This is a genomic window from Pseudooceanicola aquaeponti (assembly GCF_050897975.1).
Lineage (GTDB): Bacteria > Pseudomonadota > Alphaproteobacteria > Rhodobacterales > Rhodobacteraceae > Pseudooceanicola.
The window spans coordinates 23,540-48,993 of the sequence record NZ_JBPAXY010000010.1; the positions used below are offsets into that span (position 1 = coordinate 23,540).

The 25,454-nt window shown below is 67.4% G+C and carries 22 protein-coding genes; 12 read left to right on the forward strand and 10 right to left on the reverse strand.

The window, feature by feature from the left end:
• Positions 1–86: 86 nt before the first annotated feature.
• From hutI to ACRARE_RS21200, 5 genes are read left to right on the forward strand one after another with little or no spacing between them, the layout of a single operon-like run.
• Positions 87–1,268 (forward strand): imidazolonepropionase, encoded by a 1,182-nt coding sequence (hutI, locus tag ACRARE_RS21180; RefSeq protein WP_432658404.1) that lies wholly within the window; start codon positions 87–89, stop codon positions 1,266–1,268.
• Positions 1,261–2,802 carry a histidine ammonia-lyase gene (gene hutH, locus ACRARE_RS21185; protein WP_432658405.1) on the forward strand — a complete coding sequence of 514 codons (1,542 nt, stop codon included), beginning with the start codon at positions 1,261–1,263 and terminating at the stop codon, positions 2,800–2,802. The genes hutI and hutH overlap by 8 nt, the downstream gene beginning before the upstream one ends.
• Entirely contained in the window at positions 2,802–3,617 is an 816-nt protein-coding gene (gene hutG, locus ACRARE_RS21190) for an N-formylglutamate deformylase (RefSeq protein WP_432658406.1), read from the forward strand. The genes hutH and hutG overlap by 1 nt, the downstream gene beginning before the upstream one ends.
• A gap of 14 nt (positions 3,618–3,631) precedes the next feature.
• Positions 3,632–5,323 (forward strand): urocanate hydratase, encoded by a 1,692-nt coding sequence (hutU, locus tag ACRARE_RS21195; RefSeq protein WP_432658407.1) that lies wholly within the window; start codon positions 3,632–3,634, stop codon positions 5,321–5,323.
• Entirely contained in the window at positions 5,320–5,853 is a 534-nt protein-coding gene (locus tag ACRARE_RS21200; protein ID WP_432658408.1) for a HutD/Ves family protein, read from the forward strand. The genes hutU and ACRARE_RS21200 overlap by 4 nt, the downstream gene beginning before the upstream one ends.
• Before the next feature lie 168 nt (positions 5,854–6,021).
• Here the strand turns inward: ACRARE_RS21200 and hutC are convergent, their stop codons facing one another.
• Positions 6,022–6,756, reverse strand: a complete 735-nt coding sequence (gene hutC / locus ACRARE_RS21205) for a histidine utilization transcriptional repressor HutC (protein ID WP_432658409.1) — start codon at positions 6,754–6,756, stop codon at positions 6,022–6,024.
• 293 nt (positions 6,757–7,049) lie between these two features.
• On the opposite strand from hutC, the gene ACRARE_RS21210 reads away from it, so the two are divergent.
• Positions 7,050–8,699 (forward strand): GMC oxidoreductase, encoded by a 1,650-nt coding sequence (locus tag ACRARE_RS21210; RefSeq protein WP_432658410.1) that lies wholly within the window; start codon positions 7,050–7,052, stop codon positions 8,697–8,699.
• A gap of 44 nt (positions 8,700–8,743) precedes the next feature.
• On the opposite strand, the gene ACRARE_RS21215 is transcribed toward ACRARE_RS21210, so the two are convergent.
• A complete protein-coding gene (locus ACRARE_RS21215; protein WP_432658411.1) occupies positions 8,744–9,796 on the reverse strand; it encodes a LacI family DNA-binding transcriptional regulator in 1,053 nt (350 codons plus the stop codon).
• A 307-nt stretch (positions 9,797–10,103) separates the two neighbouring features.
• Here ACRARE_RS21215 and ACRARE_RS21220 point away from each other — a divergent pair, with 307 nt between their 5' ends.
• From ACRARE_RS21220 to ACRARE_RS21240, 5 genes are all read left to right on the forward strand, one after another.
• Positions 10,104–11,048 (forward strand): sugar phosphate isomerase/epimerase family protein, encoded by a 945-nt coding sequence (locus ACRARE_RS21220; protein ID WP_432658412.1) that lies wholly within the window; start codon positions 10,104–10,106, stop codon positions 11,046–11,048.
• Between the two features lie 53 nt (positions 11,049–11,101).
• The gene (locus ACRARE_RS21225) at positions 11,102–12,316 is read left to right on the forward strand and encodes an ABC transporter substrate-binding protein (protein WP_432658413.1); all 1,215 of its coding nucleotides are present in this window, start codon (positions 11,102–11,104) and stop codon (positions 12,314–12,316) included.
• Between the two features lie 145 nt (positions 12,317–12,461).
• Positions 12,462–13,370, forward strand: a complete 909-nt coding sequence (locus ACRARE_RS21230) for a carbohydrate ABC transporter permease (RefSeq protein ID WP_432658414.1) — start codon at positions 12,462–12,464, stop codon at positions 13,368–13,370.
• Position 13,371: 1 nt separating this feature from the next.
• Positions 13,372–14,268, forward strand: a complete 897-nt coding sequence (locus tag ACRARE_RS21235) for a carbohydrate ABC transporter permease (RefSeq protein WP_432658415.1) — start codon at positions 13,372–13,374, stop codon at positions 14,266–14,268.
• Positions 14,269–14,270: 2 nt separating this feature from the next.
• Positions 14,271–15,350 (forward strand): ABC transporter ATP-binding protein, encoded by a 1,080-nt coding sequence (locus ACRARE_RS21240; protein WP_432658416.1) that lies wholly within the window; start codon positions 14,271–14,273, stop codon positions 15,348–15,350.
• Between the two features lie 197 nt (positions 15,351–15,547).
• Here ACRARE_RS21240 and argE read toward each other — a convergent pair whose 3' ends face one another.
• Both argE and ACRARE_RS21250 read right to left on the reverse strand, forming a co-directional pair.
• Positions 15,548–16,687, reverse strand: a complete 1,140-nt coding sequence (gene argE, locus ACRARE_RS21245) for an acetylornithine deacetylase (protein ID WP_432658417.1) — start codon at positions 16,685–16,687, stop codon at positions 15,548–15,550.
• A 41-nt stretch (positions 16,688–16,728) separates the two neighbouring features.
• Positions 16,729–18,090 carry an aminotransferase class III-fold pyridoxal phosphate-dependent enzyme gene (locus tag ACRARE_RS21250; RefSeq protein ID WP_432658418.1) on the reverse strand — a complete coding sequence of 454 codons (1,362 nt, stop codon included), beginning with the start codon at positions 18,088–18,090 and terminating at the stop codon, positions 16,729–16,731.
• 114 nt (positions 18,091–18,204) lie between these two features.
• Between ACRARE_RS21250 and ACRARE_RS21255 the strand changes: the two genes are divergently transcribed.
• On the forward strand, positions 18,205–19,023 hold the full coding sequence (locus tag ACRARE_RS21255) for a helix-turn-helix transcriptional regulator (protein WP_432658419.1): 819 nt from the start codon (positions 18,205–18,207) through the stop codon (positions 19,021–19,023).
• Here ACRARE_RS21255 and ACRARE_RS21260 read toward each other — a convergent pair.
• From ACRARE_RS21260 to ACRARE_RS21285, 6 genes are all read right to left on the reverse strand, one after another.
• Positions 18,959–19,951 carry a LysR family transcriptional regulator gene (locus ACRARE_RS21260; RefSeq protein WP_432658420.1) on the reverse strand — a complete coding sequence of 331 codons (993 nt, stop codon included), beginning with the start codon at positions 19,949–19,951 and terminating at the stop codon, positions 18,959–18,961. The two genes, ACRARE_RS21255 and ACRARE_RS21260, sit on opposite strands and share 65 nt — an antisense overlap.
• 28 nt (positions 19,952–19,979) lie before the next feature.
• On the reverse strand, positions 19,980–21,473 hold the full coding sequence (locus tag ACRARE_RS21265; protein WP_432658421.1) for an aldehyde dehydrogenase: 1,494 nt from the start codon (positions 21,471–21,473) through the stop codon (positions 19,980–19,982).
• A gap of 88 nt (positions 21,474–21,561) precedes the next feature.
• Entirely contained in the window at positions 21,562–22,236 is a 675-nt protein-coding gene (locus ACRARE_RS21270) for a DUF1028 domain-containing protein (RefSeq protein WP_432658422.1), read from the reverse strand.
• A gap of 4 nt (positions 22,237–22,240) precedes the next feature.
• On the reverse strand, positions 22,241–22,654 hold the full coding sequence (locus tag ACRARE_RS21275) for a RidA family protein (RefSeq protein ID WP_432658423.1): 414 nt from the start codon (positions 22,652–22,654) through the stop codon (positions 22,241–22,243).
• A 75-nt stretch (positions 22,655–22,729) separates the two neighbouring features.
• On the reverse strand, positions 22,730–24,361 hold the full coding sequence (locus ACRARE_RS21280) for an amidohydrolase (protein ID WP_432658424.1): 1,632 nt from the start codon (positions 24,359–24,361) through the stop codon (positions 22,730–22,732).
• A gap of 63 nt (positions 24,362–24,424) precedes the next feature.
• Positions 24,425–25,438 (reverse strand): extracellular solute-binding protein, encoded by a 1,014-nt coding sequence (locus ACRARE_RS21285; protein WP_432658425.1) that lies wholly within the window; start codon positions 25,436–25,438, stop codon positions 24,425–24,427.
• Positions 25,439–25,454: the final 16 nt, after the last annotated feature.

Consider the following 25,454-nt stretch of genomic DNA (forward strand, 5'->3'; position numbering starts at 1 on the left):
GGGCGGATCAGAAACCCTCTAGGCAGGTCCGGGTCTTTATGTCTATACTTAATGGCAGACCCGAGACCTGACCCGAAGAGGCCCCCATGACGACACGCCGGATCTGGATCAACGCGCGCCTGGCCGACGGGGCCGCGCCGCAGCAGATCGCGACCGAGGGCGGCAGGATCGCGGCCATCGGCCCCGCCCTGTCGGACGAGGGCGCCGAGGTGGTGGATCTGGGCGGGCGGCTGGTGCTGCCCTCTTTCGTCGACTGCCACACCCATCTGGTGTTCGGCGGCGACCGCACGGGCGAGTTCGAACAGCGGCTGGAGGGCGCCAGCTATCAGGAGATCGCGCAGGCGGGGGGCGGCATCAAAGCCTCGATGCGGTTCACCCGCGCGCGGGACGTGGATCAGCTGGTGGCCGAGGCCCTGCCGCGTCTGGATGCGCTCTTGGCCGAGGGCACCTCGACCATCGAGATCAAGTCGGGCTATGGCCTCGACATCGAGACCGAGCTGAAGATGCTGCGCGCCGCCAAGCGCCTGGCCGAGCTGCGCCCCTTCCGGCTGCGCAGCACCTGGCTGGCGGCCCATGCCCTGCCCCCCGACTATGCGGGCGACAAGGCGGGCTATATCCGCGAGGTGGCCATCGCCGGACTGGAGGCCGCCCAGGCCGAAGGGCTGGTGGATGCGGTGGATGCCTTCTGCGAGGGGATCGCCTTTGCCCTCGAAGAGATCGAACCGCTGTTTGCCCGCGCGCGCGAGCTGGGCCTGCCGGTGAAGCTGCACACCGAACAGATGACCCGATCTGGCGGGACGCTGCTGGCCGCGCGCCATGGCGCCCTGTCGGTGGATCATTTCGAATATGCGGGGCCTGAGGATGTGGCGGCCATTGCCGCCTCTGGCACCGTCGCGGTGCTGCTGCCCGGCGCCTATTACATGCTGAACGAGGCGCAGAAACCGCCCGTCGCTGCCCTGCGCGCCGCCGGTGTGCCCATGGCGCTGGCCACCGATTGCAATCCCGGCACCTCGCCCCTGACCTCGCTTCTGATGACCATGAACATGGGCGCGGTACTGTGGGGGATGACCGTGGCGGAATGCCTCGACGGGGTGACGTGCCATGCCGCCCGCGCCCTGGGCCTTGGGGACGTGACCGGGCGGCTGGCCGCCGGCCTGTCGGCGGATTTCACCGTCTGGGACGCGGACCGCCCCGCCCAGCTTGTGGGCCGAATCGGCCTGAACCCCCTGCATATGCGTGTCTTTGAAGGAGCCGTGACCCATGGCTGAGACCAAAGTTGAACATCTGATCCCCGGCGCGGTGCCCCTGCGGGCGCTGGCGCGGATCTACTGGGACGGCGCGGGCGTGACGCTGGATGACAGCGCCTGGCCCGCCATCGACGCCGCCGCCGCCCGCATCGCCGAAGTGGCCGCCGGAAATGCCGCCGTCTACGGGGTGAATACCGGCTTCGGCAAACTGGCCTCGATCAAGATCGCGGTGGCGGATACGGCGAAACTGCAACGCAACCTGATCCTGTCCCACTGCTGCGGCGTGGGCGACCCGCTGGTGCCGGAGGTCACGCGGCTGATCATGGTGCTGAAGGTGATGTCGCTGGCGCGCGGCGCCTCGGGCATCCGGGCCGAGGTGGTGCGGCTGATGCTGGACATGCTGGCCCGCGACCTGCTGCCGCTGATCCCCGAACAGGGCTCGGTCGGGGCGTCGGGCGATCTGGCGCCGCTGGCGCATATGACCGCGACCATGCTGGGCGAGGGCGAGGCCCTCTATCAGGGCCGCCGGATGCCGTCGGGCGCGGCCCTGGCCGAGGCCGGGCTGGAGGCGATCGCGCTGTCGGCCAAGGAAGGGCTGGCGCTGATCAACGGCACCCAGGCCTCGACCGCGCTGGCGCTGGCGGGGTTGTTCCGGGCGGAGCGGGCGCTGATGACCTCGGTCGTGACCGGGGCGCTGTCGACGGATGCGGCCATGGGCTCCACCGCGCCCTTCGCCGCAGAGATCCACAGCCTGCGCGGCCATGCGGGCCAGGTGGAGGTGGCGGCGTCCTTGCGCGCCCTGCTGGAGGGCTCGCAGATCCGCGACAGCCACCGCGACGATGACGAGCGGGTGCAGGATCCCTATTGCCTGCGCTGCCATCCCCAGGTGGGCGGCGCCTGCCTGGATCTGCTGCGCCAGGCCGCCCGTACGCTGGAGATCGAGGCCAATGCCGCCACCGACAACCCGCTGGTGCTGTCGGACGGCTCTGTCGTTTCGGGCGGGAATTTCCATGCCGAGCCGGTGGCCTTTGCCGCCGATCAGATCGCCCTGGCCCTGACCGAGATCGGCGCCATCGCGCAGCGGCGGATTGCCCTCTTGGTGGACCCGGCGCTGAGCTTTGGCCTGCCGGCCTTCCTGTCGCCGAAACCGGGGCTGAATTCGGGCCTGATGATCGCGGAAGTCACCTCTGCCGCGCTGATGAGCGAGAACAAGCAGCTGGCGCATCCGGCCTCCATCGACAGCACCCCCACCTCGGCCAACCAGGAGGATCACGTGTCCATGGCCTGCCACGGGGCGCGGCGGTTGGGTCTGATGACCCGCAACCTGTACAACATTCTGGGGATCGAGGCGGTGACGGGCGCCCAGGGCGTGGCGCTGCGCCGCCCGCTGGAGACCTCGGCGCCGCTGAAGGCCGCGATTGCCGCACTGCGGAGCCGCGTGGCCGAGCTTGGCGATGACCGTTACATGGCGCCCGACCTGGCCGCCGCCCATGATCTGGTGGCGGAAGGGGCGCTGATCCAGGGCCTGGGCGTGACCCTGCCGGAGGTGGCGTGATGGATCCGGTTCAGATCGTTCAGGGCGACAGCCCGCTGGTCCTTGGCTTGCCGCATACCGGCACCTGGGTTCCCGAGGACATCCGCGCCCAGCTGAATGCCGAGGGCCAGCTGCTGCGCGATACCGACTGGCATATTCACCAGCTCTACGGCGGGCTGATCGAGGGCGCGACCATGGTGCGCGCCAGTTTCCACCGCTACGTGATCGACGCCAACCGCGATCCGTCGGGGCAATCGCTGTACCCCGGGCAGACCACCACCGGGCTGGTGCCCCTGACCACCTTCGACAATGTGCCGATCTGGGCGGAGGCGCCCGATGCCGCAGAGGTGACCCGGCGCATCGAGGCCTTCCACGCCCCCTATCACGCCGCCCTGGAGGCCGAGCTGGCGCGGGTGAAGGCGCTCCATGGCTATGCGGTGCTTTATGATTGCCACTCGATCCGGTCGGTCATCCCCTGGCTCTTCGAAGGCAGGCTGCCCGATTTCAACATCGGCACCGATGGCGGCGTGACCTGCGCGGCCCAGATCGAGGCCGCCTGTCTGGCTGCCTGCGCCGCGACGGGGCAAAGCCATGTGTTGAACGGGCGCTTTCGGGGCGGCTGGACCACGCGGCACTATGGCCGCCCGGGGCAGGGGATCCACGCCATCCAGATGGAGCTGGCCCAGGCCACCCATCTGGAGGTCGAAGAGCCCCCCTTCGAGGTCGACGCCGAAAAGATCGCCCGGCTGCGTCCGCAGCTGAAGACCATCCTGACCGATATCCTGACCGCCGCCGAGGCCGCCGCCCGGCCCGCGCCGCTGCTGCCGCGCCTTTGAGAGAGGACCACGCCATGACCACCCGTCACAACACCCGCGACATCTTCCCCCCCACCGGGACCGAGCTGAACGCGAAAAGCTGGGTCACCGAGGCCCCGCTGCGGATGCTGATGAACAACCTGCACCCCGATGTGGCCGAGAACCCGCATGAGCTGGTCGTCTATGGCGGCATCGGCCGCGCGGCCCGCACCTGGGAGGATTTCGACGCCATCTGCGACAGCCTGAAAAAGCTGGAGGCGGATGAGACGCTGATCGTGCAGTCGGGCAAGCCGATTGCCGTCATCCGCACCCATGCGGATGCGCCCCGCGTGCTGATCGCCAACTCGAACCTGGTCCCCAATTGGGCCAATTGGGAGCATTTCAACGAGTTGGATAAGAAGGGCCTGATGATGTACGGCCAGATGACCGCCGGGTCCTGGATCTACATCGGGGCGCAGGGCATCGTTCAGGGCACCTATGAGACCTTCGCCGAGGCGGGGCGTCAGCATTACGGCGGCGATCTGGCCGGCCGCTGGATCCTGACCGGCGGTCTGGGCGGCATGGGCGGCGCGCAACCCCTGGCCGCCGTGATGGCCGGGGCCTGCTGTCTGGCCGTGGAATGCGACGAGACCCGCGCCGATTTCCGCATCCGCACCCGCTATTGCGACGAGAAGACCCACGACCTGGACGAGGCGCTGGCGATGATCGAGCGCTGGACCAAGGCGGGCGAGGCGAAATCCGTCGCCCTGATCGGCAACGCGGCCGAGGTCTTCCCCGAGATCCTGCGCCGGGTGCAGGCGGGCGAGGCGATGCCGAACGGGCGGCCCGATATCGTCACCGACCAGACCTCGGCCCATGATCCCTATCACGGCTATCTGCCGAAAGGCTGGACCGTGGGCGAATGGCGCGCCAAGCAGGAAAGCGCGCCCGAAGAGGTGAACCGCGCCGCCCGCGCCTCGATGAAGGATCACGTGGCGGCCATGGTCGGTTTCTGGGATGCGGGTATTCCGACGCTGGATTACGGCAACAACATTCGCCAGATGGCCCAGGAAGAGGGGCTGGAAAACGCCTTTGCCTTCCCCGGTTTCGTGCCCGCCTATATCCGCCCGCTGTTCTGCCGTGGCATCGGGCCGTTCCGTTGGGCCGCGCTGTCGGGCGATCCCGAGGACATCTACAAGACCGATCAGGCGATGAAGGAGCTGTTCCCCGAGAATGAGGGCCTGCACCGCTGGCTGGACATGGCGCGCGAGCGGATCGAATTCCAGGGGCTGCCCGCCCGGATCTGCTGGATCGGGCTGGGCGACCGCCACCGCGCGGGGCTGAAGTTCAACGAGATGGTCGCGAATGGCGAGCTGAAGGCGCCGGTGGTGATCGGGCGCGATCACCTCGACAGCGGCTCTGTCGCCTCGCCCAACCGGGAAACCGAGGCGATGCGCGACGGGTCCGACGCCGTGTCGGACTGGCCGCTGCTGAACGCGCTGGTGAACACCGCCTCGGGGGCCACCTGGGTGTCGCTGCACCACGGTGGCGGGGTCGGGATGGGCTTTTCCCAGCACGCCGGGGTCGTTATCTGTGCCGACGGCACCCCCGAGGCCGTCAAGCGGCTGGAGCGGGTGCTGTGGAATGATCCCGCGTCGGGCGTCTGGCGCCATGCGGATGCGGGTTACCCGGAGGCGATCGAATGCGCGAAGGAACACGGGCTGAACCTGCCCCGGATCCTCGGATGACTGGTAGAATTCACCGGGCGGCGGAGCGGCGCTTTGCCCCCTGGAAGAACGGCGGCGGCGAGACGGCAGAGGTGATCTGCCATCCCGAAGGCGCCGGGTTCGAGGATTTTCAGTGGCGGATCAGCACGGCCAAGGTCGGCGGATCGGGTCCCTTCTCGGTCTTTCCCGGCATCGACCGGGTGCTGACCGTACTGGAGGGCGGCGCCATGGTGCTGCGGTTCGAGGACGGCTCGGTGATCGAGACCGACCCGGAGAGCGGGCCGCATCCCTTCGACGGCGGTCTGGCCTGCGAGGCAGAGTTGCCGGGGGAGGGTCTGCTGGACCTGAACCTGATGGTGCGTGCGCCGCTGCGCGGTGTGGTGGTGCAGCCGGGGGAGGCCGTGCCGGGCGCGGGTGTTCTGGCGGCCTATCTGTTCGCGCGGGAGGACCGGGCGGAGCTGGGTCTGGGGCGGTACGATCTGGCGGAGCTGGACGGTGCGCCGGAGGCGGTGCCCGAGGGGTGTCTGTTGATTCTCATTCTTGAGGGGTAAATGCCGTCCTTTCGGCTCCGTTAAAGAGCTGAGGGCAGCGCCGGACCCGAGGGTGGGCGTGTAGCGCCCGCCCTGGGGGGCGGGTCGGGCGCTGCCCGGCGTGCCGCCGGGCGGGACAGTGGGGCGAGGGGCTTTCTGAACGGGCTGCCGTCTGGTTTCGGACGGGCTCTAGCCTCCCATCCGGCCTTCGAATTCGGCCACCAGTTGATGCGCCTCGCCGGGATACAGCAGGCGGACCGAGGTCACCCAGGCGCCTTCGATCTGGGTCTTGCGCAGAATCTCCAGACAGGCGGCGCCGACCGGCAGATGCAGCTGCGCCGCGTCGCGCCCCGAGACGTTGATCGCCCGCACATGGTGGCGCGCATTGGTCCAGGGCATGGTCTGCAACAGCCAGCTGCCCGGCACCTCGGCGGCGAAATCCATCGTCGCGGCGTCGGGCACCGTGGTCAGGTTGATGGCGCGGCTTTCCAGGCAAAACGGGTCGTCGTTGGAATAGTGCAACCCGTGCAGCACCAGCGCCTCGGCCTCGGCCTCGGCCGGGTCCAGATCCAGCAGGCGCTGATCCGGACCATTGGGCCGCCGCCGGTCCGAGGCCAGCAGATCCCAGCGATAGCGCCGCCCCAGGGCCGCCACCTCGTCCTGGATGTTGTTGATCGCCAGCACCGCCGATTGCGCCCGGGGCTGGGCCACCATGGTGCCGGTGCGCTTGCGCCGGACGACATAGCCTTCCTGCGCCAGCTGGGTCAGCACCTTGTTCATGGTCATCCGCGAGACGCCGTATTGCGCCGCCATCTCGGTTTCCTTGGGCAGCAGGTGGCCGGGGGGCCACTGGCCGTCGACGATCTTGCGGGTGATCTCTTCCAGAAGCCGGGAATGAAGGGTTTCGGTCTGCGCTGCCGCCATCTGGTCTGCCCGGTCCTGTCGGTTTCTGTCCGCCGCGCGCGGCCCGGAGACAGGGCGCGACAGGGGCGAAATGTACAGACATGAGGGGGGCGAAACAATCGTCGCGGCGCGGGCGACGCGGCGTTGCCGCCCGGTCTGTTGCCCGACGGCCCCTGCGATTTGCTGAATTGCTGGGCAGTAGCGCCGCCCGCGCCCCGGGAAATCGGCGGCGGGCCATTGCGCCCGCCCGCGCAATCTTGCAAACGTTTGCCAAAATGACGGGGGATGCCCCGCGCAGAAGGTCTGGAATTTGCATGTCTGAACAGAAATACGATGCGCTGATCGTCGGATCCGGCGCCGCGGGGGCGGTTGCCGCCCAGGAACTGACCGCTCAGGGCCTGTCGGTGCTGCTGCTGGAGGCGGGACCGCAAAAGAAACCTTCCGATTTCGTGAAGGCCAAGCGGCAACCGAAAAACACCGTCAACCTGATCGAGCGCGCCCTGGCCACGCTGACCGGGCAGGGGGTGCAGGCGCGGGCGATGTTCTTTGCCCGGCAGTTCGCCAAGTTCTACGTCAACGACTGGAAACACCCCTATACCACGCCGAAGGACGCGCCTTTCCTCTGGGTGCGCGGCCAGCAGGAGGGCGGGCGCACCCATGTCTTCGGCCGGGTGCTGTTCCGCTGGTCGGACGACGATTTCAAACCCGCGACCCGGGCCGGGCTGGGGCTGGACTGGCCGGTCAGCTATGCCGACATGGCGCCCTATTACGACGAGGTCGAAGAGGTTCTGGGCCTGCATGGCAACGCCGACGGGCTGCGCGCGACCCCGGACAGCAAGGTGGTGGCGCCGGTGCCGCTGACCGAGGCCGAGAAGACCTTCAAGGCGGGGGTCGAGGCGGCCCATCCCGAGCGCCCGGTGATCCCCTGGCGCATCCTGCCGCCGCGCCGCGACCGGATGCTGGCGCCGCTGGCCGCCGCCAAGGCCACGGGGCGGCTGACGGTGCGCTATAACGCCATTGCCCGCCGGGTGCTGGTCGAGGCGGGCCGCGCCACCGGGGTAGAGATCATCGACCGCGACAGCCGCGCGGTGCTGACCCTGCACGCCCAGACGGTGATCCTGGCCGCCTCGCCGATCGAGACGGTGCGGCTGATGCTGAACTCGACCAGCGCCGAGCACCCCGAGGGGCTGGGCAACAATGCCGGTCAGCTGGGCCGCTATTTCATGGATCAGGTGCCGGTCATCGGCCAGGGCGATTTCCCCGCCGGGCGGGGGCAGCAGACCTTCCCCGACTTCGACGATTACTACGGTTCGATCGGTGGTTTCTTCATGATGCGCGCCGAAACCCCGATGACCAAGCGGCTGGAATATGCCGCGCAAGGCTCTGTCGGGCGGGCCGATGTGGCCGACCCGGAGGCGCCGGCGCGGATCTCGTTCTTCTGCTTCGGCTCGACCCTGCCCTATGCCGACAACCGCATCACCCTGGACCCGAAAAAGACCGACGCCTGGGGCATCCCCGCGCCGCATATCCGCTGCAAGATGCACGAGTACGAGCAGCTGCTGGCGCGGCGGATCGAGGATGAGATGATCGCCCTGCTGCAAGAGCAGGGTGCCGAGCTGGAGTTCGTCGGATCGCCCCTGGGTCTGCGCGAGATGGGCCGTGGCGCCTTCCCCGGGCTGGACCCGCTCAGCCGCCTGTTGTTCCGCAAATTCTTCCACAAATCCATGAGCATGGGCGCCGCCATCCACGAGGCGGGCGGGGCGATCATGGGCCAGGATCCGGCCCGGTCGGTGCTGAACGAATGGGGCCAGGTCTGGGAGGTTCCCAATGTCACCGTGGCCGATGCCAGCGCCTTTGCCAGCTGCGGCGTCACGGGGACGACGCTGACCGTTATGGCCCACAGCCTGCGGGTGGCGCGCCGTGCGGCCGAGGCCCTGAAGGGCGAGGCCGACATCGCCGCCTGAGGCGCGACAGGGTCGGGCAGCGCGCCGCCCGACCCGCCGCCCGGTCAGCCCTTGGGGTGCGGCGGCGGCGCCCCGACCGAGCGGCCGGGGAACATCTTGGCGGGGTATTCGATCAACTGGGCGTCCTGCGGGCTGCCGTTGTCGATCAGCTCGACCAGCAGCCGCGCCGCATGGGCGCCGAGCTCGCGCACGTTCTGGTCGAAGGTGGTGATCGGCGGCTGCGTGTAGCGCAGCGCGCAAAGCCCGTCGAAAGAGACCAGCGACACGTCATCGGGGATCTTCAGACCGGCCTCTTGCACCACGCTTTGGAACCCCATGGCGACCTCGTCGGCCCAGCAGATCACCGCCGTCGGCCGGTCCTCCAGCGTCAGGAAATGCCGCGCGGCGGCGCAGCCCGTTTCAACGTCGAAATCGGCGCGATATTTCACCAGGTTCTCGTCCGAGCCGAAGCGCCGGATCAGCGCCGAACGCACCCCGGCCTCGCGCTGGCGGCTGTGATAGCTGCCCTGGGGCCCAGAGATGAAATAGAAGCGTTGGTGGCCCAGATCGGCCAGCATTTCGACCGCTTCCATCATGGATTGGCGGTCGCTGGAGACCACCGAAGAGATGCCCAGATGGGTCAGATCCTCGGTCAGGCTGACGATGGGCAACCCGGCGTCGATCAGGCCGCGCCCCTTCAGCTCCATCGGGTTCTCCGCCAGGATGATGGTGCCCGATACCTGCCGCCCATAGACCAGATCCAGGACGTGATCGGCGGTGGCCTCGCTGTCGCGCATGTTGACCACCGACAGGGTATAGCCCAGTTCGCGGATCGCCTGTTCGATGCCGATCTGGGCATCATTGGCCACCGTGGTGATCTGGGTGCCCTTGTGGTTGGGCATCACCGCCAGGATCGTCTTGGGCTGACCCAGGCGCAGGTTCCGCGCGGCGATGTTGGGGTGATAGCCCAGCTCGCGCACCGTCTCTAGGATGCGGGCCCGGGTCTTGGCATTGATGCGGTCGGAAAAGGCCAGGGCGCGGCTGACGGTCGAGACCGAGACGCCCGCGGCCTCTGCCACGTCATGCAGGGAAACGCTCTTTTGTTTCGTGTCTGACATCGAATCGCCCTTGTCCGTCCGGTCCTGCAAGATCCCCTGCGGCGGCCCGATTGGCAAACCGGAGGTGACACAAAGGCGGCTGTGCTGGCAAACGTTTGCAGATTTGCGCCGAAATTTTGCGCAACTGACAGGAAAAATACATATTCACCGGAAAGACCTCCCGGGCTGACTCAGAAAAGCGCTTGAACGCTGCGGCAGTTTGGCAAACGTTACCACACACAGCGTGAACAGGCCCTGCAACCGCCCGGACAAGAGGCGGGGCAAAGGCCGGACAGGCCGCAAGGCACCGAATGCAAGGGAACGGACTTTGACCGACCGAAACTATGCCGTCGATCTGATCACCTTCTACCACCCCGATTTCTGGGGGGTCGCCGATGTCGACGGGATCAACGCCCTGGCCGAGGCCGACCCGCGCGCCTTCTGGGACAAGATGCTGGGCGCCGTGGCCGAGGCGGGCGTGCGCGGGGTGGAAACCTCGATCGGGCCGCTTGGCTACAAGATGGCGCTGCGCGCCTATGGCAGCGTCGCGGGGGTAAAGGCCAGGCTGGACGAGCTGGGCCTGTCCATCGTGTCGGGTTTCTATCATGACTTCGAGCGCTTCGGCGATCTGGCCGATCCCGCCGTGCGCGCCGAGGTCTGCGCCGATGCCCGCGCCCTGGCGGCCTTCCTGGCGCCGCTTGGCGGCCAGGCCCTGGTGATCGGCCTGCCGATGCGCCGCACCAAGGGCGCGGCCCCGGTACAGTTCGTCGATATCGACTATGCCCGCCCGCTGGCGCAGCTGTGCAACGAGATCGGCGCCACGGTGGCCGAGCTGGGCCTGACTGCGGCCCTGCACACCGAAGGGCATTCGGTGATGTGCACCGCCCGCGATGTCGATCTGTTCATGCTGCTGACCGATCCGCTGTACGTGGGTCTGTGCCCCGACAGCGCGCATCTGCTGCTGTGCGGCGCCGACCCGGTGGCGGTGCTGAACCGCCACGCGGACCGCCTGGTGATCACCCATTGGAAGGATGCCACCGGGCCCATGCCGCTGGATATTCCCATTGACGCGGATGTGCATGGCTTGCACCGCGCGTATTTCTGCACCCTCGGCCAGGGCCGGGTGCATTGGCAGGCCTGGGCCACGGGCCATGCCGCCGCAGGCTTCGAAGGCTGGATGGTGCTGGAAGTGGACGGATCGGCCGACCCGGTCGCCACGATCCGCGACAGCCTGGCCTTCGTGGAAACCTCGGTCGCGCATCTGATGCGCTGATCGGGACAACAAGAAACGTCTCTCTCCTCTCCTTTCCAACACAGGGAACTGACATGAAACTTGCCTATACCACCGCCCTGGCGACCGTCCTGATGGGCAGCGCCGCCGTCGCGGACGACATCGTGGTGCAAAACAGCTGGGTCTCCGGCTCGGAAGCCGCCGGCAAGCAGGTCGTCATCGACGCGCTGGCCGAAAAGGGCGTGACCTGGGTCGACGCCTCGATCGCGGGCTATGAAAACGACGACGCCGCCTTCATCTCGCGCCTTCAGGCGGGCGATCCGCCGGCCGCCAAGTTCTATATCGCCGGGCGCAACGCCGCCGACCTGATCGAACAGGGCCTGATGCAGCCGGTCACCGCCGCCGTCACCGCCGAGGACGAGGCCGCGCTGCCCGAGCTGATCAAGAACGCCATGGGCGGCTTCGTCGGCGACGGCGAATACTACTACTCGCCGATCTCGGTGCATGGCGAAAGCTGGTTCTTCTACTCGATCCCGCTGGCCGAACAGCTGGGCTATTCCGAGATGCCCACCACCTGGGACGGCTTCTTTGAGATGCTGGACGCGGCCAAAGAGGCGGGCATCCTGCCGCTGGCCTTCTCGGGTCAGTCCTGGCAGACCAACAAGGTCTTCAACCAGATCGCCGTCTCGATGCTGGGCGCCGAGAAGTACAACGACATGCTTCAGAACGGCAACGAAGAGATCGTGATGTCGCCCGAGTTCCTCGAGGCCGTCGCCATCTTCGACCGTCTGCACGACTATGTCGGCGAGGGCATTTCCGGCATCAACTGGAACGACGCCACCGCCCAGGTGATCCGCGACGAGGCGCTGCTGCAATTCCAGGGCGACTGGGCCAAGGGCGAGTTCATCGCCGCGGGCGAAGAGATCGGCACCGACTATGGCTGCGCCATTACCCCCGGCATCCAGGATATGATGATCGTGGTCGACGCCTTCACCTTCCCCAAGGTGGATCAGGGCGACGCGGAACAGCTGGCGCTGGCCGAAACCCTGCTGAACCCCGAGGTGCAGAAGGGCTTTACCACCCTGAAGGGGTCGTTCCCCGCCCGGACCGACGTGGATATGTCCAGCTATGACGTCTGCGCGCAGCTGGCCAACGACAAGATGAAGTCGAACGAGATCGCCGCCGACATGGCGATTGTCAGCACCCGTATCGTGCAGGGTCAGCTGGCCGACCTGATCAACGAGTTCTGGGCCGCCCCCTACGGCCACGAGGACTTCCAGGAAGAGTTCCTGGACGCCCTGACCTACTAAGATCCGAATGGTGGCGGGGCCGTTACCCCGCTATCCCGCGCATTCCGGTGGCGTGACCCTGCGCGCCACCGGAGCTTTGTTAACCCGTATCGCCGAGGTATCGGCCCGCGCCCGCCCTCTTCCGGCAGATGAACAGACGAGATCCATGACACCCAGAAGCGACACGCGCCCGCCGAGGTTCCGGAACTGGCCCGCCTTCCTCTCACTCACCCCGGTGTGGTTCACCGCGCTTGGCCTGTTCGTGGGCACGGCGATCTACACCTTCTATCTGTCCTTCACCGCCTCGCGGTCGATGCCGTCGAGCGAGCTTGTGGGCTTCACCCATTACATCAAGCTGTTCGACACGCGCCGCTGGAACACGGCGATGGTCAACATGGGGCTGCTCTGCGTGACCTATGTGGTGGGCTGTCTGGTGCTGGGCTTTCTGCTTGCGGCGGCGCTGGATCGCAAGATCCGCTTTGAAAACACCCTGCGCACCATCTTCCTTTATCCGCAGGCGGTGTCCTTCGTGGTGACGGGGCTGGTCTGGCAATGGCTGATGAACCCTTCGCTGGGGATCCAGAACACCCTGCGCGAACTGGGTTGGGGCGGCTTTACCTTCGACTGGATCGAACATCCCGAGACCGCGATCTATGCGGTGGCCCTGGCGGGGCTGTGGCAGGGCGCGGGCCTGGCGATGATCCTGATGCTGGCCGGGCTGCGCGGCATCGACGGATCCCTGTGGCAGGCCGCCCGGGTCGAGGGGATCCCGCTTTGGCGCACCTATGTCTCGATCATCATCCCCGAGATGCGCGCCGCCGTGGCCACCGCCGCCACGCTGCTGTTCATGGGCATCATCCGCACCTATGACCTGGTGGTCGCCATGACCAAGGGCGGGCCCGGTTCGTCAACCGAACTGCCCGCCAAGTTCATCATGGACAACCTTTTCAACCGGCAGAACATCGGCCTGGCCACCGCCGGCGCCTCGGTGCTGCTGATCACCGTGCTTGCGGTTGTCATTCCCATTTTCTACCTGCGCGCCGCGCAGCAGAAAAAAGCACGGAAGGGGCACTGACATGGCCAATCCGACCTTCAACCCCCAGGCCACGGGCCGCAAGCCCGGTGGCGTCAACCTGGGCCGCGTTGGCCTTTACCTCTTCCTGATCCTGACGGCCGCCTTCTTCATCCTGCCGCTTTACGTGATGGTCGTGACCTCGTTCAAATCCCTGGACGAGGTGCGCCAGGCGCAGATCTTCATGCTGCCCGACCAGCTGAATTGGGACGCCTGGCGCGCCGCCTGGTCGGACGATTGCGGGCTGGATCAGTGTTCGGGCATCAGCCAGGGGTTCTGGAACTCGGTCAAGATCACCGTGCCGGCCACCGTGATCTCGGTGCTGATCGGCGCCTTCGTGGGCTATATCCTGAGCTTCTGGAAACCCAAGGGCGCCAATCTGCTGTTCGGGGTGATCGTGCTGGCGGGGTTCATCCCCTTGCAGGTCTTCGTCTATCCCACGGTGCGCATCATCGCCTATTTCGACATCTACGGCACGCTGTCGGCGGTGATCCTGGTGCACATCCTGTTCTCGCTGCCGCTGACCGTGCTGCTGTTCCGCAACTACTATTCCTCGGTGCCCTTCGACCTGTTCCAGGCGGCGCGGATCGACGGGGCGGGCTTTCTGCGGATCTTCTTTGCCCTGATGCTGCCCATGGCCATCCCCATGCTGGTGGTGGCGGGGCTGCTGCAATTCAACGCCATCTGGAACGACTTCCTGCTGGGGCTGGTCTTCGCCGGGCGCGAGAACCAACCGATGATGGTGCAGCTGAACAACATCGTCAACGTGACCTTCGGTGAGGTCCAATACAACGTCAACATGGCCGCCACGCTGCTGACCGCCGCCGTGCCCCTGCTGGCCTATTTCGTCTCCGGCCGCTGGTTCGTGCGCGGCATTACCGCCGGCGCCGTGAAAGGATGAACATGTCCCCCATTCTCGACATCAAGAACGCCTCGATCGCCTATGGCCAGACCGTGGTGGTGCCCGATCTGAACCTGTCGGTGGAGCCGGGCGAGTTCATCGTGCTGCTTGGCCCTTCGGGTTGCGGCAAGTCCACGCTGCTCTCGGCCATCGCCGGGCTGACCGACCTGCATGACGGCCAGATCTGGATCCGCGACAACAACGTCACCTGGGCCGAACCCAAGGACCGCGGGATCGGCATGGTGTTTCAGTCCTACGCCCTGTACCCCCGGATGACGGTGGAACAGAACCTGTCGTTCGGGCTGAAGGTCGCGGGCACCCCCAAGGACGAAATCGCCCGCAAGGTGGCGGACGCCGCCCGCATCCTGCAACTGGAGCCGCTGCTGAAACGGCGCCCGGCGGATCTGTCGGGCGGTCAGCGCCAGCGGGTCGCCATCGGCCGCGCCCTGGTGCGCGACGTCGACATCTTTCTCTTTGACGAACCGCTGTCGAACCTGGACGCCAAGCTGCGGATGGAACTGCGGATCGAGATCAAGCGCCTGCACGAAGAGCTGCAACGCACCATGGTCTACGTCACCCACGACCAGATCGAGGCCATGACCCTGGCCGACCGGATCGTGGTCATGAAGGCGGGCCATATCCAGCAGGTCGGCACCCCGTCCGAGGTCTACAACACCCCGGCGAACCTCTTCGTGGCCAATTTCGTCGGCAGCCCGTCGATGAACCTTCTGGACGGCACCCTGACGGGTCAGCAGCTGACCCTGTCGGACGGCACGACCCAGTCCGTCGCGGGCTATCCGCTGCCCGAGGGCGCGGGCGGCAAGGTTCTGCTGGGCCTGCGCCCGGAACAGCTGTTCGTGCTGGAGGGCGATCTGCCCGAGGGCGCCAACCGACTGGAGGCGAAAATCGACATGTGCGAGGAGCTGGGCCCCAACTCGATCATCTGGTGCGAGATCGCGGGCAAGCGCTGTTCCTTCAGCGTGCCGGGCGCGGTGCATTACCCCTCTGGCTCGACCGTGCCGCTTTTCTATTACCCCGGCACTGCCTCGCTGTTTTCGCAAGAGACCGAACAGCGGCTTTGAGTTCCCGTTTGCGTCCGGGCTCTCTCCCCCGATGGTCGCGAACCGGCGCGGCAGGCCGACATCCATCCCAGCCTGCCGCGACAATACCCTCCCTGACTGCCTCCCTTCGGGGAGGCATTTTTTCATCCGCCGGGGCGCGACAGAAAACCCCCGGGGCCGCAGGGCCGCCGGGGGTGTCCATGCCGGGGCAGGGGGGATCAGGCGCGCAGGCTGTCCAGCACCCGCGCCAGCATGGCGTCGCAGGCGCGTAGCTGGTCCAGCTCGATATATTCGTCGGGCTTGTGCCCCTGGCCGTCCATCGACCCGGGGCCGCAGACCACGGTGGGAATGCCCAGGGCCTCGAAGAACCCGGCCTCGGTGCCAAAGGCGACCTTGGTCACGCTGTTGGTCTGCGCCATGGCCTTGGCGAAGGTGGCCACCGGGGCGTCCTCGGCCTGATCGAGGCCAGGATAGGCGTTGACCTCTGCCACCTCGATATGGGCGCCCTCGGGGTAAGCGGCGCTGACCCGCTCGGCGGCGCCATGGATCTGCGCGCGCAGGGTGTCGGGATCGTCGGCGGCCAGGTGGCGGAACTCGAAGGTCATCTCGGCCCGGTCGGGCACGATGTTCAGGGCGGTTCCGCCGGTCAGCGTACCCACATGGACGGTGGAATAGGGCACGCCATAGGCCATGTCCCGGGTGCCCTCGCGGGCGTAGTGATCTTGCAGGGCGCGCAGTTCGGCCAGGAAGTCACCGGCCAGGTGCAGGGCGTTGGTGAACTGCGGCGCCAGGGCGGAATGGCCCGACTGGCCGTGCGCAATGGCGCGGAAGGCGGCCTTGCCCTTGTGGCCCAGGGTGACCTGCATCTGGGTCGGCTCGCCCACGAAGCAGACACGCGGCAGGCCGATGGCGGGTTCCAGCTGGTCGATCATCTGTTGAATCCCGACGCAGCCGATTTCCTCGTCATAGGAAATCGCCAGCTTCAGCGGCTCGGCCAGATCGGCGCCTGCCGCCTTGTCCGCCAGGGCCAGCATGGCGGCGAGATACCCCTTCATGTCCGTGGTGCCCCGCCCGTACAGCCGGTCGCCCTCGCGGGCCAGCTGGAAGGGCGGGCGGGTCCAGGCCTGGCCCGTGACCGGCACCACATCCGTATGGGCCGACAGCATCACGCCCCCCGGACCTTCCGGCCCGATCGCCGCATATAGCCCGGCGCGGTCGCCTTCGGGGGCCATCACCCGGGTCACGCGAAAGCCGCGCTCGGTCAGGTAGGTCTCGACAAAGTCGATCAGCGCGAGGTTCGAAGTGCGCGCCGTGGTGTCGAAGGCAACAAGCGTTTCCAGTAGGCTGAGGCTGTCCATGATCTTTCAGGGGGTCTTTCGTCGGTGGCGGTGGCCGCAGGTCAAAGACCCGCGGCAACCTCGGTGATGGCATCGCGCAGGATGCCGGCGATGTCGTCGATCATGGGTTCATCCATGATCAGCGTGGGCGACAGGATCAGCACGTTGCCCAGGGGCCGGGCGATCAGCCCCCGTTTCTGGCAGGCACGGGCCACCTTGGTGCCGACCTGGGCCGCGTCGGGGTGGCTTTCCTTGGTGGCGCGGTCCTTCACGAACTCGATCCCCATCATGAAATGGCTGCCGCGCACCTCGCCGACAAGCTCGATATCCATCAGCTCGCGCAGACGTTTCTCGAAATAGGCGCCGGTGGTGCGGACGCGCTCGGGGATCTGCTCGCGCTCCATGATCTCGATATTGGTCAGGGCGGCGGCGGCGGCGGCGGGGTGGCCCGAGTAGGTGAGCCCGTGCAGGAAATAGCCGTCGGGGGCGGAAATCACCTCGTGGATCTCGTCCGAGACGATGGTGGCGGCCAGCGGCTGGTAACCGGACGTCAGCCCCTTGGCGGTGTTGATCACGTCGGGGGTCATGCCGAAGACATCCTGCGAGGCGAACATATGGCCCAGGCGACCAAAGGCGGTGACCACCTCGTCGGCGACATATTTGATGTCATTGGCCTGGCAGACCTCCCAGGCGCGGCGGTGGTACCCCTGGGGCGCGGTGATGACGCCACCGGCGCCCTGGATCGGCTCGGCGATGAAGGCACAGATATTGCCCGCGCCGATGCGGTCGATCGAGGTTTCCAGATCGAGGATCAGCGCGTCGAGGAACTCGGCCTCGGTCATCTCGCCCGCCTCGCGCCAGAAGTGGGGGCTGCGCAGGTGGTGCACCAGACCGTCAGCGGCCGAGGTCCAGCCGACCGAGTTGCTGGGCTGGGTCATCGCCATCGAAAGGTAGGTCGAGCCGTGATAGGCGCCGATGCGCGACAGCACTTGCCGCTTCTCGGGGCGGCCCTTGCGGATGTTGTAGTGGTGCAGCATCCGAATGGCGCTGTCATTGGCGACCGAGCCGGAGTTGGAGAAGAACACCTTGTTCAGATGCCCCGGCGCCAGCTGCGCGATCTTCTCGGCCAGGGCGGCGGCCTTGGGGTGGGTGAAGTTGTAGAAGGTCGAGTAATAGTCCAGCTCGCGCAGCTGCCCGGCGATGGCCTCGATCATCTCTTCGCGGCCATGGCCGATGTTGACGCACCAAAGCCCGCCGATGCCGTCGATCATCTTGTTGCCGTCGCTGTCCCAGACATGGGCGCCCTTGGCCTTGGAAATCACCGTGCGCGCGCCCTGGGCCTTCAGCGCGTCGAGATCGGCGAAGGATTGGATCAGGTGGGCGTCCTGGTCGAGGATCTGGCGGGTGTCGGGCATCACGGTCATCTGCATCTCCGGGTCTGGCAAGGGGGCGGGGCATACCCCCGCAATTCACTTTCTGCTTCTAAGGTGGGCGTTTTGGGGGGTATATACCCCCAAGGAGTGACCCGAGGCCCCCCAATGACCCAGACCGCGCCCGACGACAGCGCCGACACCCGCCTGGCGGCGGCGATAGACCTGCTGACCGCGCCGGGATTCGAAGCGGCGCTGGCCTGGTGGCTGCGCGGCGCGGTGGCCTTCGACAATATCACCATGCTGGCCTATCCCGGGCGCGACCGGCCCCGGGTGCTGCACCTGGACGCCGCCGAGGCCCGGGTGCACGAACGCCTGGGCAGCGCCTATCTGAAGGGGGCCTATCTGCTGGATCCCTTCCATCAGCTGCACCTCGACGGCGCGACGGATGGCCTGTACCGGCTGGGCGATGTGGCGCCGGACCATTTCATGCGCGGCGACTATTTCCTGACCTATTACCAGGGAACGACCCTGACGGACGAGCTGGCCTTTCTGGCCCGGCCCGCGCCGGGGGTGACGGTGACCCTGTGCCTGGGCCGCGATGCCTCGTCGGGGCGGCGCTTCACCGCCCGCGATCTGGCCCGGGCGCGCGGGCTGGCGCCGGTCTGTCTGGCGCTGGCGCGGCGCCATTGGGCGGGCCTTGGCGGGGCCGAGACGCCCCCCCAGGCCCCGGGCGACAGCGTGGCCGAGCAGCTGCGCGCCAATGTCGCCGGGCAGTTGGGAATTGCCCTGACCCCGCGCCAGGCGCAGGTCGCCTTTCTGATTCTCAAGGGGCATTCCACCGCCTCCATCGCGCTGCACCTGTCGCTGAGCCCCGACACGGTGAAGGTCTTTCGCAAACAGCTTTACGCCCGGCTCGCCATCAGCTCTCAGGCGCAGCTTTTTTCCCTGCTTCTGCCGATGCTGGGCTCGCCTGCGGACCGCTGACCTCATGGGGCAACTGCCCGGGCATGAAGCCGTCGCGGAACCAGGTCTGGGCGAATTCCACGAAGCTGCGCACCACGTTGGTGGTTTCCGCCTGGTGGGTCATCATCAAGCCCATGGTCATGGGCCGCAAATTGCCCGCCAGCGGGATAAAGCGCAGCGGCTTGCCATCGGGCGACACGCCGTTCAGGGGCCGCATGTTGGCGATGGAATAGCCAAATCCATTGGCCACCAGGCTGCGCACCACCGCGATATCGCGCGAGCGTTCGGTGATCGCGGGCTTGATGCCCTTTTCATGGAAGAACGACAGGAAATAATCCGAGCTTTGCGGCAGATCCAGCAGCACCATCGGCTCTTGCCGCAGCTCTTCCACCGCGATCTCGTGGCGGTCGGCCAGCGGGTGACCGGCGGCGATCAGCACGAAGGGCGGCAGGTCCAGCAGGGGGACGAACTTCATGTCCGGCGGCAGCACCAGGTCATAGCCCAGGGCCACGTCGATCTCGGCCCGGCGCAGGGCCGACACCAGCTCGTTGGCGTCCAGTTCCACCTGGGTAAACCGGGCGTCGGGATAGGCGTCGACGAAGTCCTTTCGCAGCGGCGGCAGGACCACCTGGGCGAAGGTCAGCATCCCGCCCACGGCAATGGGCCCGCGCACCTGCCCCGAGATGTCGCCCGCCAGATCGACCAGCCGGTCGGCCTCGCGCAGCACCACCTTGGCCTGTTCCATCAGGGTCCGCCCGGCCTGGGTCAGCGACAGCCCTTGGGCGTGCTGGCGCACGAACAGCGGCATCCCGAACTCGGTCTCCAGCTGCGAAATCGCCGCCGAGATCGAGGGAGAAGAGACATTCACCTTGCCAGCGGCCAACATGATGCTGCCCGCCTCACCCACGGCCACGAAATATTCGAGCTGCCGCAGGGTGTACCGGATCATGTTGGGCCTCTTCTCCATGCGCCTGAACCTACAGCTTGTACTTGATCCAGGTGGTTTTCAACGCCGTGTATTTCTCCAGCGAATGCAGCGACAGGTCGCGGCCAAAGCCCGACTGTTTCATCCCACCGAAGGGGGTCTGGGCCGACAGGGCATCGACGGTGTTCACCGAGACGGTGCCGACCATCAGCGCGTCCGAGACGCGGATGGCGCGGCTGAGGTTGTCGGTCCAGACAGACGCCGCCAACCCATAGATGCTGTCATTGGCCATGGCGATGGCTTCCTCTTCGGTGTCGAAGGGGATCACGGTCAGCACGGGGCCAAAGATTTCCTCCTGCACCAGCGCGTCGTCCTGGGCCACGTCGGCAAAGATCGTCGGCGGCACGAAACAGCCCTTGCCGTCCACGGTGACGCGCTCGCCGCCCGTCACCAGACGCGCGCCTGTCTTGCCGGCCTCGATGCGGGCCATGATGCCTTGGGTCTGTTTCTCGTCCACGATGGCGCCCAGGGTGGTGGCCGGGTCCAGCGGGTCGCCCGGTACGCGGGCCTCGGCCCGGGCCTTCAGCAGGGCGACGAACTGGTCGTGGATGCTGCGTTCGACATAAAGGCGCGAGTTGGCGGAACAGACCTCGCCCTGGTTGAAGAAGATGCCGAAGGCGGCCATGTCGGCGGCGGCTTCCAGGTCCGCGCAATCGGCGAAGACGATGTTGGGGGATTTGCCGCCCGTCTCGGGCCAGACCTGTTTCAGGTTCGATTGGCCCGAGTATTCCATGAACATCTTGCCGGTGGCGGTCGAGCCGGTGAAGGCCAGGCAATCTACATCCATATGCAGGCCAAGGGCCTTGCCCGCCGTGGCGCCAAAGCCCGGCACCACGTTGAAGACACCCGCCGGGATGCCCGCCTCGGTCGCCAGTTCCGCCAGGAACAGCGCCGACAGCGGCGACTGTTCCGCCGGTTTCAGCACGACCGAGTTGCCCGCGGCCAGGGCGGCGGCGGATTTCCAGGTGGCCATGTCGAGGGGAAAGTTCCAGGGCACCACGGCGCCCACGACCCCCAGGGGCACACGGCGCACCAGCGCCAGGTCGCCGGGCGCGGTCGGGGCGACCTCGTCATAGAGCTTGTCGATCGCCTCGGCGTACCATTGGAAGAAATGGGCGGAACCGGGCACGTCGACGGTCGAGGTCTCGGTGATCGGCTTGCCCATGTCCAGCGTGTCCAGCAGGGCGAACTCTTCGAGGTTTTCGCGGATCAGATCGGCCAGTTTCAGCAAGACGGCCTTGCGCCCGGCGGGGTCCATGCGCGACCAGGCCCCGCCCTCGAAGGCGCGGCGGGCCGCGGCGACGGCCAGATCCACATCCGCCGCATCGCAGGCGGCGACCTGGGTCAGCACCGCGCCGGTGGCGGGGTTGATCGTGTCGAAGGTGGCGCCCGAGATCGCATCGACGAAGGCGCCGTCGATATAGGCCTGGTTGCGGAAGGTCAGGGCGGCGGCCTTCGCGGTCCAGTCGGCATGGGTCAGGGTCATGGGATCGGCTTTCTGCTGCTGTGGCACCCGGCCCTGAGGCGGGCCGGGACATCATGGGAGGGGCGCGCGGGTCGCGCGCCCGGGCGCGTTATTCGTCGCCGGGCACGCCGTAAGAGGGGGCCTCGCGCGGGTCGAGGGCGCGTTGCACATAGGCGTCCAGCTGGGGTTTGTAGACCTCCCAGGCGGTGGCCATGGCCTCGATCGGGCAGTCCTCGGTCCAGTCGCAGCGCAGGTCGGCCACGGGCCAGGCCACACGGTCGACCAGCTTCATCCCCGCCGAATGCACCGGGCCCATCTCGCCGCCCGCGGCCAGGCCTGCGCGCATCGCGGCGATCAGCCGGTCGCCCAGGTGGCCCGCTGCGCCCTCGAAGGCGTCGACGATGGCCTGGGGCACGCCCGGGTCGGCCAGCATGTTGCCAGCCGAGACCACGTCGCGCCCGTGGGCCTCGGTGAAGATGCCAAGCGAGTTCGGCCCCGAATGGATCGCCGTGCGCCCCTGGGCGTCGATCACCAGCACCTGGCGGTACTCGATGAAGCGCCCGCGCGCCTGCACCTGGGCCACGGCCTCTGCCGCGCTCAGGCCCTGTTCCATCAGGTCCAGCGCCAGCGGGCCCAGGGTCGGGTCGGTGACGTTCTGCGAAGAGGCCGCGCCGACGCCCGCCCGCGCATAGGCGCAACGCGCCGCCACGGCGGGCGAGGAAGACGACACGGCGACGCCGAACATGCCGGTCTCGGCGCAGCGGGCGACGAGGGAAAAGGTCATGCGATTACTCCGGGATGACGGCGGTGGCTTCGATCTCGACCAGCCAGTCGGGGCGGGCCAGGGCGGTGACGACCAGGCCGGTGGAGACGGGGTGCACGCCCTTGATGTATTCGCCCATCACCCGATAGACGGCCTCGCGGTGGCGCACGTCGGTCAGGAAGACCTGCACCCGGCAGACGTGTTCCATCCCGCCGCCGCACTCTTCCATCAGCTGCTTGATGTTCTGCATCACCTTGTGGGCCTGTTCGACCGGGTCATGGCTTTCGATGTTCTTTGCGTCGTCCAGGTTCTGCGGGCACTGGCCGCGCAGGAAGACCATCTTGCCCTGCGCCACGACGGCCTGGCACAGGTCGTTGTCCAGGTTCTGCTCGGGGTAGGTTTCCTTGGTGTTGAACTTGCGGATACGGGTATGCGCCATCTTGGCCTCCGGGGACTTCAGGGTGGGGCGGGGCGCGCGCGGGCGCCCGGCCGGGAAAGGGGTCGGGTCGCGGGCCTAGCCCGACAGGGTATCGTGCACGGTGCGACCCGCACAAAGGGTCAGCGCCACGGTGCAGGCCTCGGGGGTGCAGATCAGGCGGCGCGGGTCGCCGTCCAGCAGGATCAGATCGGCGGACAGGCCGGGCGCCAGACGGCCCAGCAGGCCGTCCTTGTGATCGGCGCGGGCGCCGCCGGCGGTATAGGCGGCAAAGACCTCGGCCAGGGGCAGGCGCTGATCGGGCACCTCCTCGGCCCAGGTCTTGCGGCTGAGGGCGGCGTGGATCGCCCCCATGGGCGACAGGGGCGAGACCGGCCAGTCGGTGCCAAAGGCCAGGGGCACGCCGGCGGCGCGCAGCCGCGCCCAGAGGAAGGTGTCGCGCCAGCGGTCGCGGCCCATGATCGAGATCGTCGGCTCCAGCGGCAGCCCGGCCGAGCCCGGCGGATGCACCGGCTGCATCGAGGCGGTGATCTCCAGCTCGGCGATGCGGGGCACCTCGGCGGGGTGGACCATGTCCAGGTGTTCGATGCGGTGGCGGGTGCCCTGCAAGCCGTTGGCCCGGGCGGCGGCGGCATAGCCGTCGACCACCGCGCGCACCGCGCCGTCGCCAACGCAATGGGTGGCGATTTGCAGCCCCGCCGCATCGGCGCGGGTGCAGATCTCGGCGAACCGCTCGGGCGCGAAAAGCGGGTCGCCGCGAAAGCCCGGGCGGTCGGGGTAATCATCGGTGCGCAGCGCGGTCCAGGTGTCAAAGACCCCGTCCATGAACATCTTCACCCGCCCGAAGCTGAGCTTGCCGACAGGTCCGCGGCCCGCGGCCTCCAGCAGGGCGGCAATGCGGGCGTCGTCATGATCGGGCGCGATGGTCATCGGCAGCGAGACACGGATCGGCAGCAGGTCGTCACGGGCCAGCTCGGTGAACAGGTCCGCCTGATACAGGTTGCCGTCCATGTTCACCGCCAGGGTGATCCCCTGGGCGGCACAGGCGGTCAGCGCGTCGAGAATGGCAAGCTTGTCGGCGCGGCGGTCGGCCTCGCTGACCGGGCCGGGATCATGGCCGCCGATCCCGAGGTTCTCGCGCCCGCCGTTCAGGTCCAGGGCATAGACCGGATCCATGGCGCCGTTCTCGCGCAGCTCGCCATTCGGCAGGCCGTCGGGGCCCAGCACCACCTCGGCGCCTTGCAGATCGGGCAGCTGATCCATGAAACCGCAGGCGCGCAGGGCGGCGGTATTGGCCCAGCCCGCGTGCAGGTCGGTCGAGACGATGAACAGCGGCTGGTCGGGCAGGATGGCGTCCAGGATATGGCGGTCGGGGCGGCGGCCCGCGCCCACCAGGTCGTAATTGGCGCCGTAACCGCAGATCAGCGGCAGATCGGCGCGGGTTTCGGCCCAGGTGCGCAGCTCGGCGGCCAGGGTGGCCTCGTCGTGCACATGGGCCAGGTTCAGCCGGTTCAGCGCCACGCCGCCGGAAAAGATATGCAGATGGCTTTCCACGAAGGCCGGCCCGATCCAGCGCCCGCCCGCGTCGATCACCTGGGCCGCCTCGGCCATGGGCCCGTTGACGCGGGTGATCCGCCCGTCCTTGACGGCCACGGACAGGGGCGCGCCATCGGCGATGCGGCGGGCATTGGTGATCAACAGGTCGTCCAAGGGGGCAGGGCCTTTCGCAGGGATCCCCCGCCCGGACGCGCCGGGCGGGAGAGGGGGCAGCACTTATTGCAGCAGGTCGGTCCAGACCTTGGTCACCAGATCCTGCGCCGCGGGCGAGCAGGCCTGGGCGAAGATCACCGGCACGGTCGGGAACAGCTCGGGCGCGTTCTCGGGGGTGTAGACGGCGGTTGCTTCGTCGATCGCCACCGGCGAGGAGTGGGCGTAGTAGTTGTACTGCGCCGTGGCGTTGTCGACTTCGGACATGAACTCGATAAAGGCCTTGGCGTTGTCGACATTGGCGGCACCGGCGGGCACCACGTAGCTGTCCAGCCAGCCCACGAGGCCCTCTTTGGGCATGGCGAACTCGACATTGGCGCCCGAGTTGCGCAGGCGCAGCACGTTACCGTCCCACCAGAAGTGCGCGGCAACCTCGCCCGAGCCCAGACGGTTCTCGATATTGTCCGAGGTATAGGCGGCGACAGAGGGTTTCTGCGCCATCAGCAGGTCGAAGACCTTCTTCATCTCGGCGCGGTCTTCCGAGCAGTACTCGACGCCGGTGTAAAGCTGCGCGGCGGACACCACCTCGTCGGGGTAGGACAGCATGGCGATGGACCCGGCCAGATCGGTGGGTTCGAAGATCACCGACCAGCTGTCGACGGGGCCGTCGTAAAGGTCACGGTTCACGGCGAAACCGGCGGTGCCATAGGCCATGGGGATGGAATAGTCGTTTTCGGGATCCCACCACTGGCCGGACCAACGGTCGTCCAGCTGGCCGTAGGCGGCCATTTCGTTGGCGTCGATGTCCTCCAGAAGGCCTTCGTCGATCATGATCTTGACGAAGTGCTGCGAGGGGGTGACCAGGTCGTAGCCCGAGGAACCCGCTTGCAGCTTGGTCAGCGCGTCTTCGTTCGACGAGAAGCTGTCGACGTTGACGGTGATGCCGGTCTCTTCGCTGAACTTCTCGATCAGTTCGGGCGAGATGCTGTCGGCCCAGGCGTAGATGTTCAGCGAGCCTTCGGCCATCGCGGGCGCGGCCAGCGGCAGCATCAGGGTGGTGGCGAGCAGGATTTTCTTCATGGGTTTCTCCTTGTTG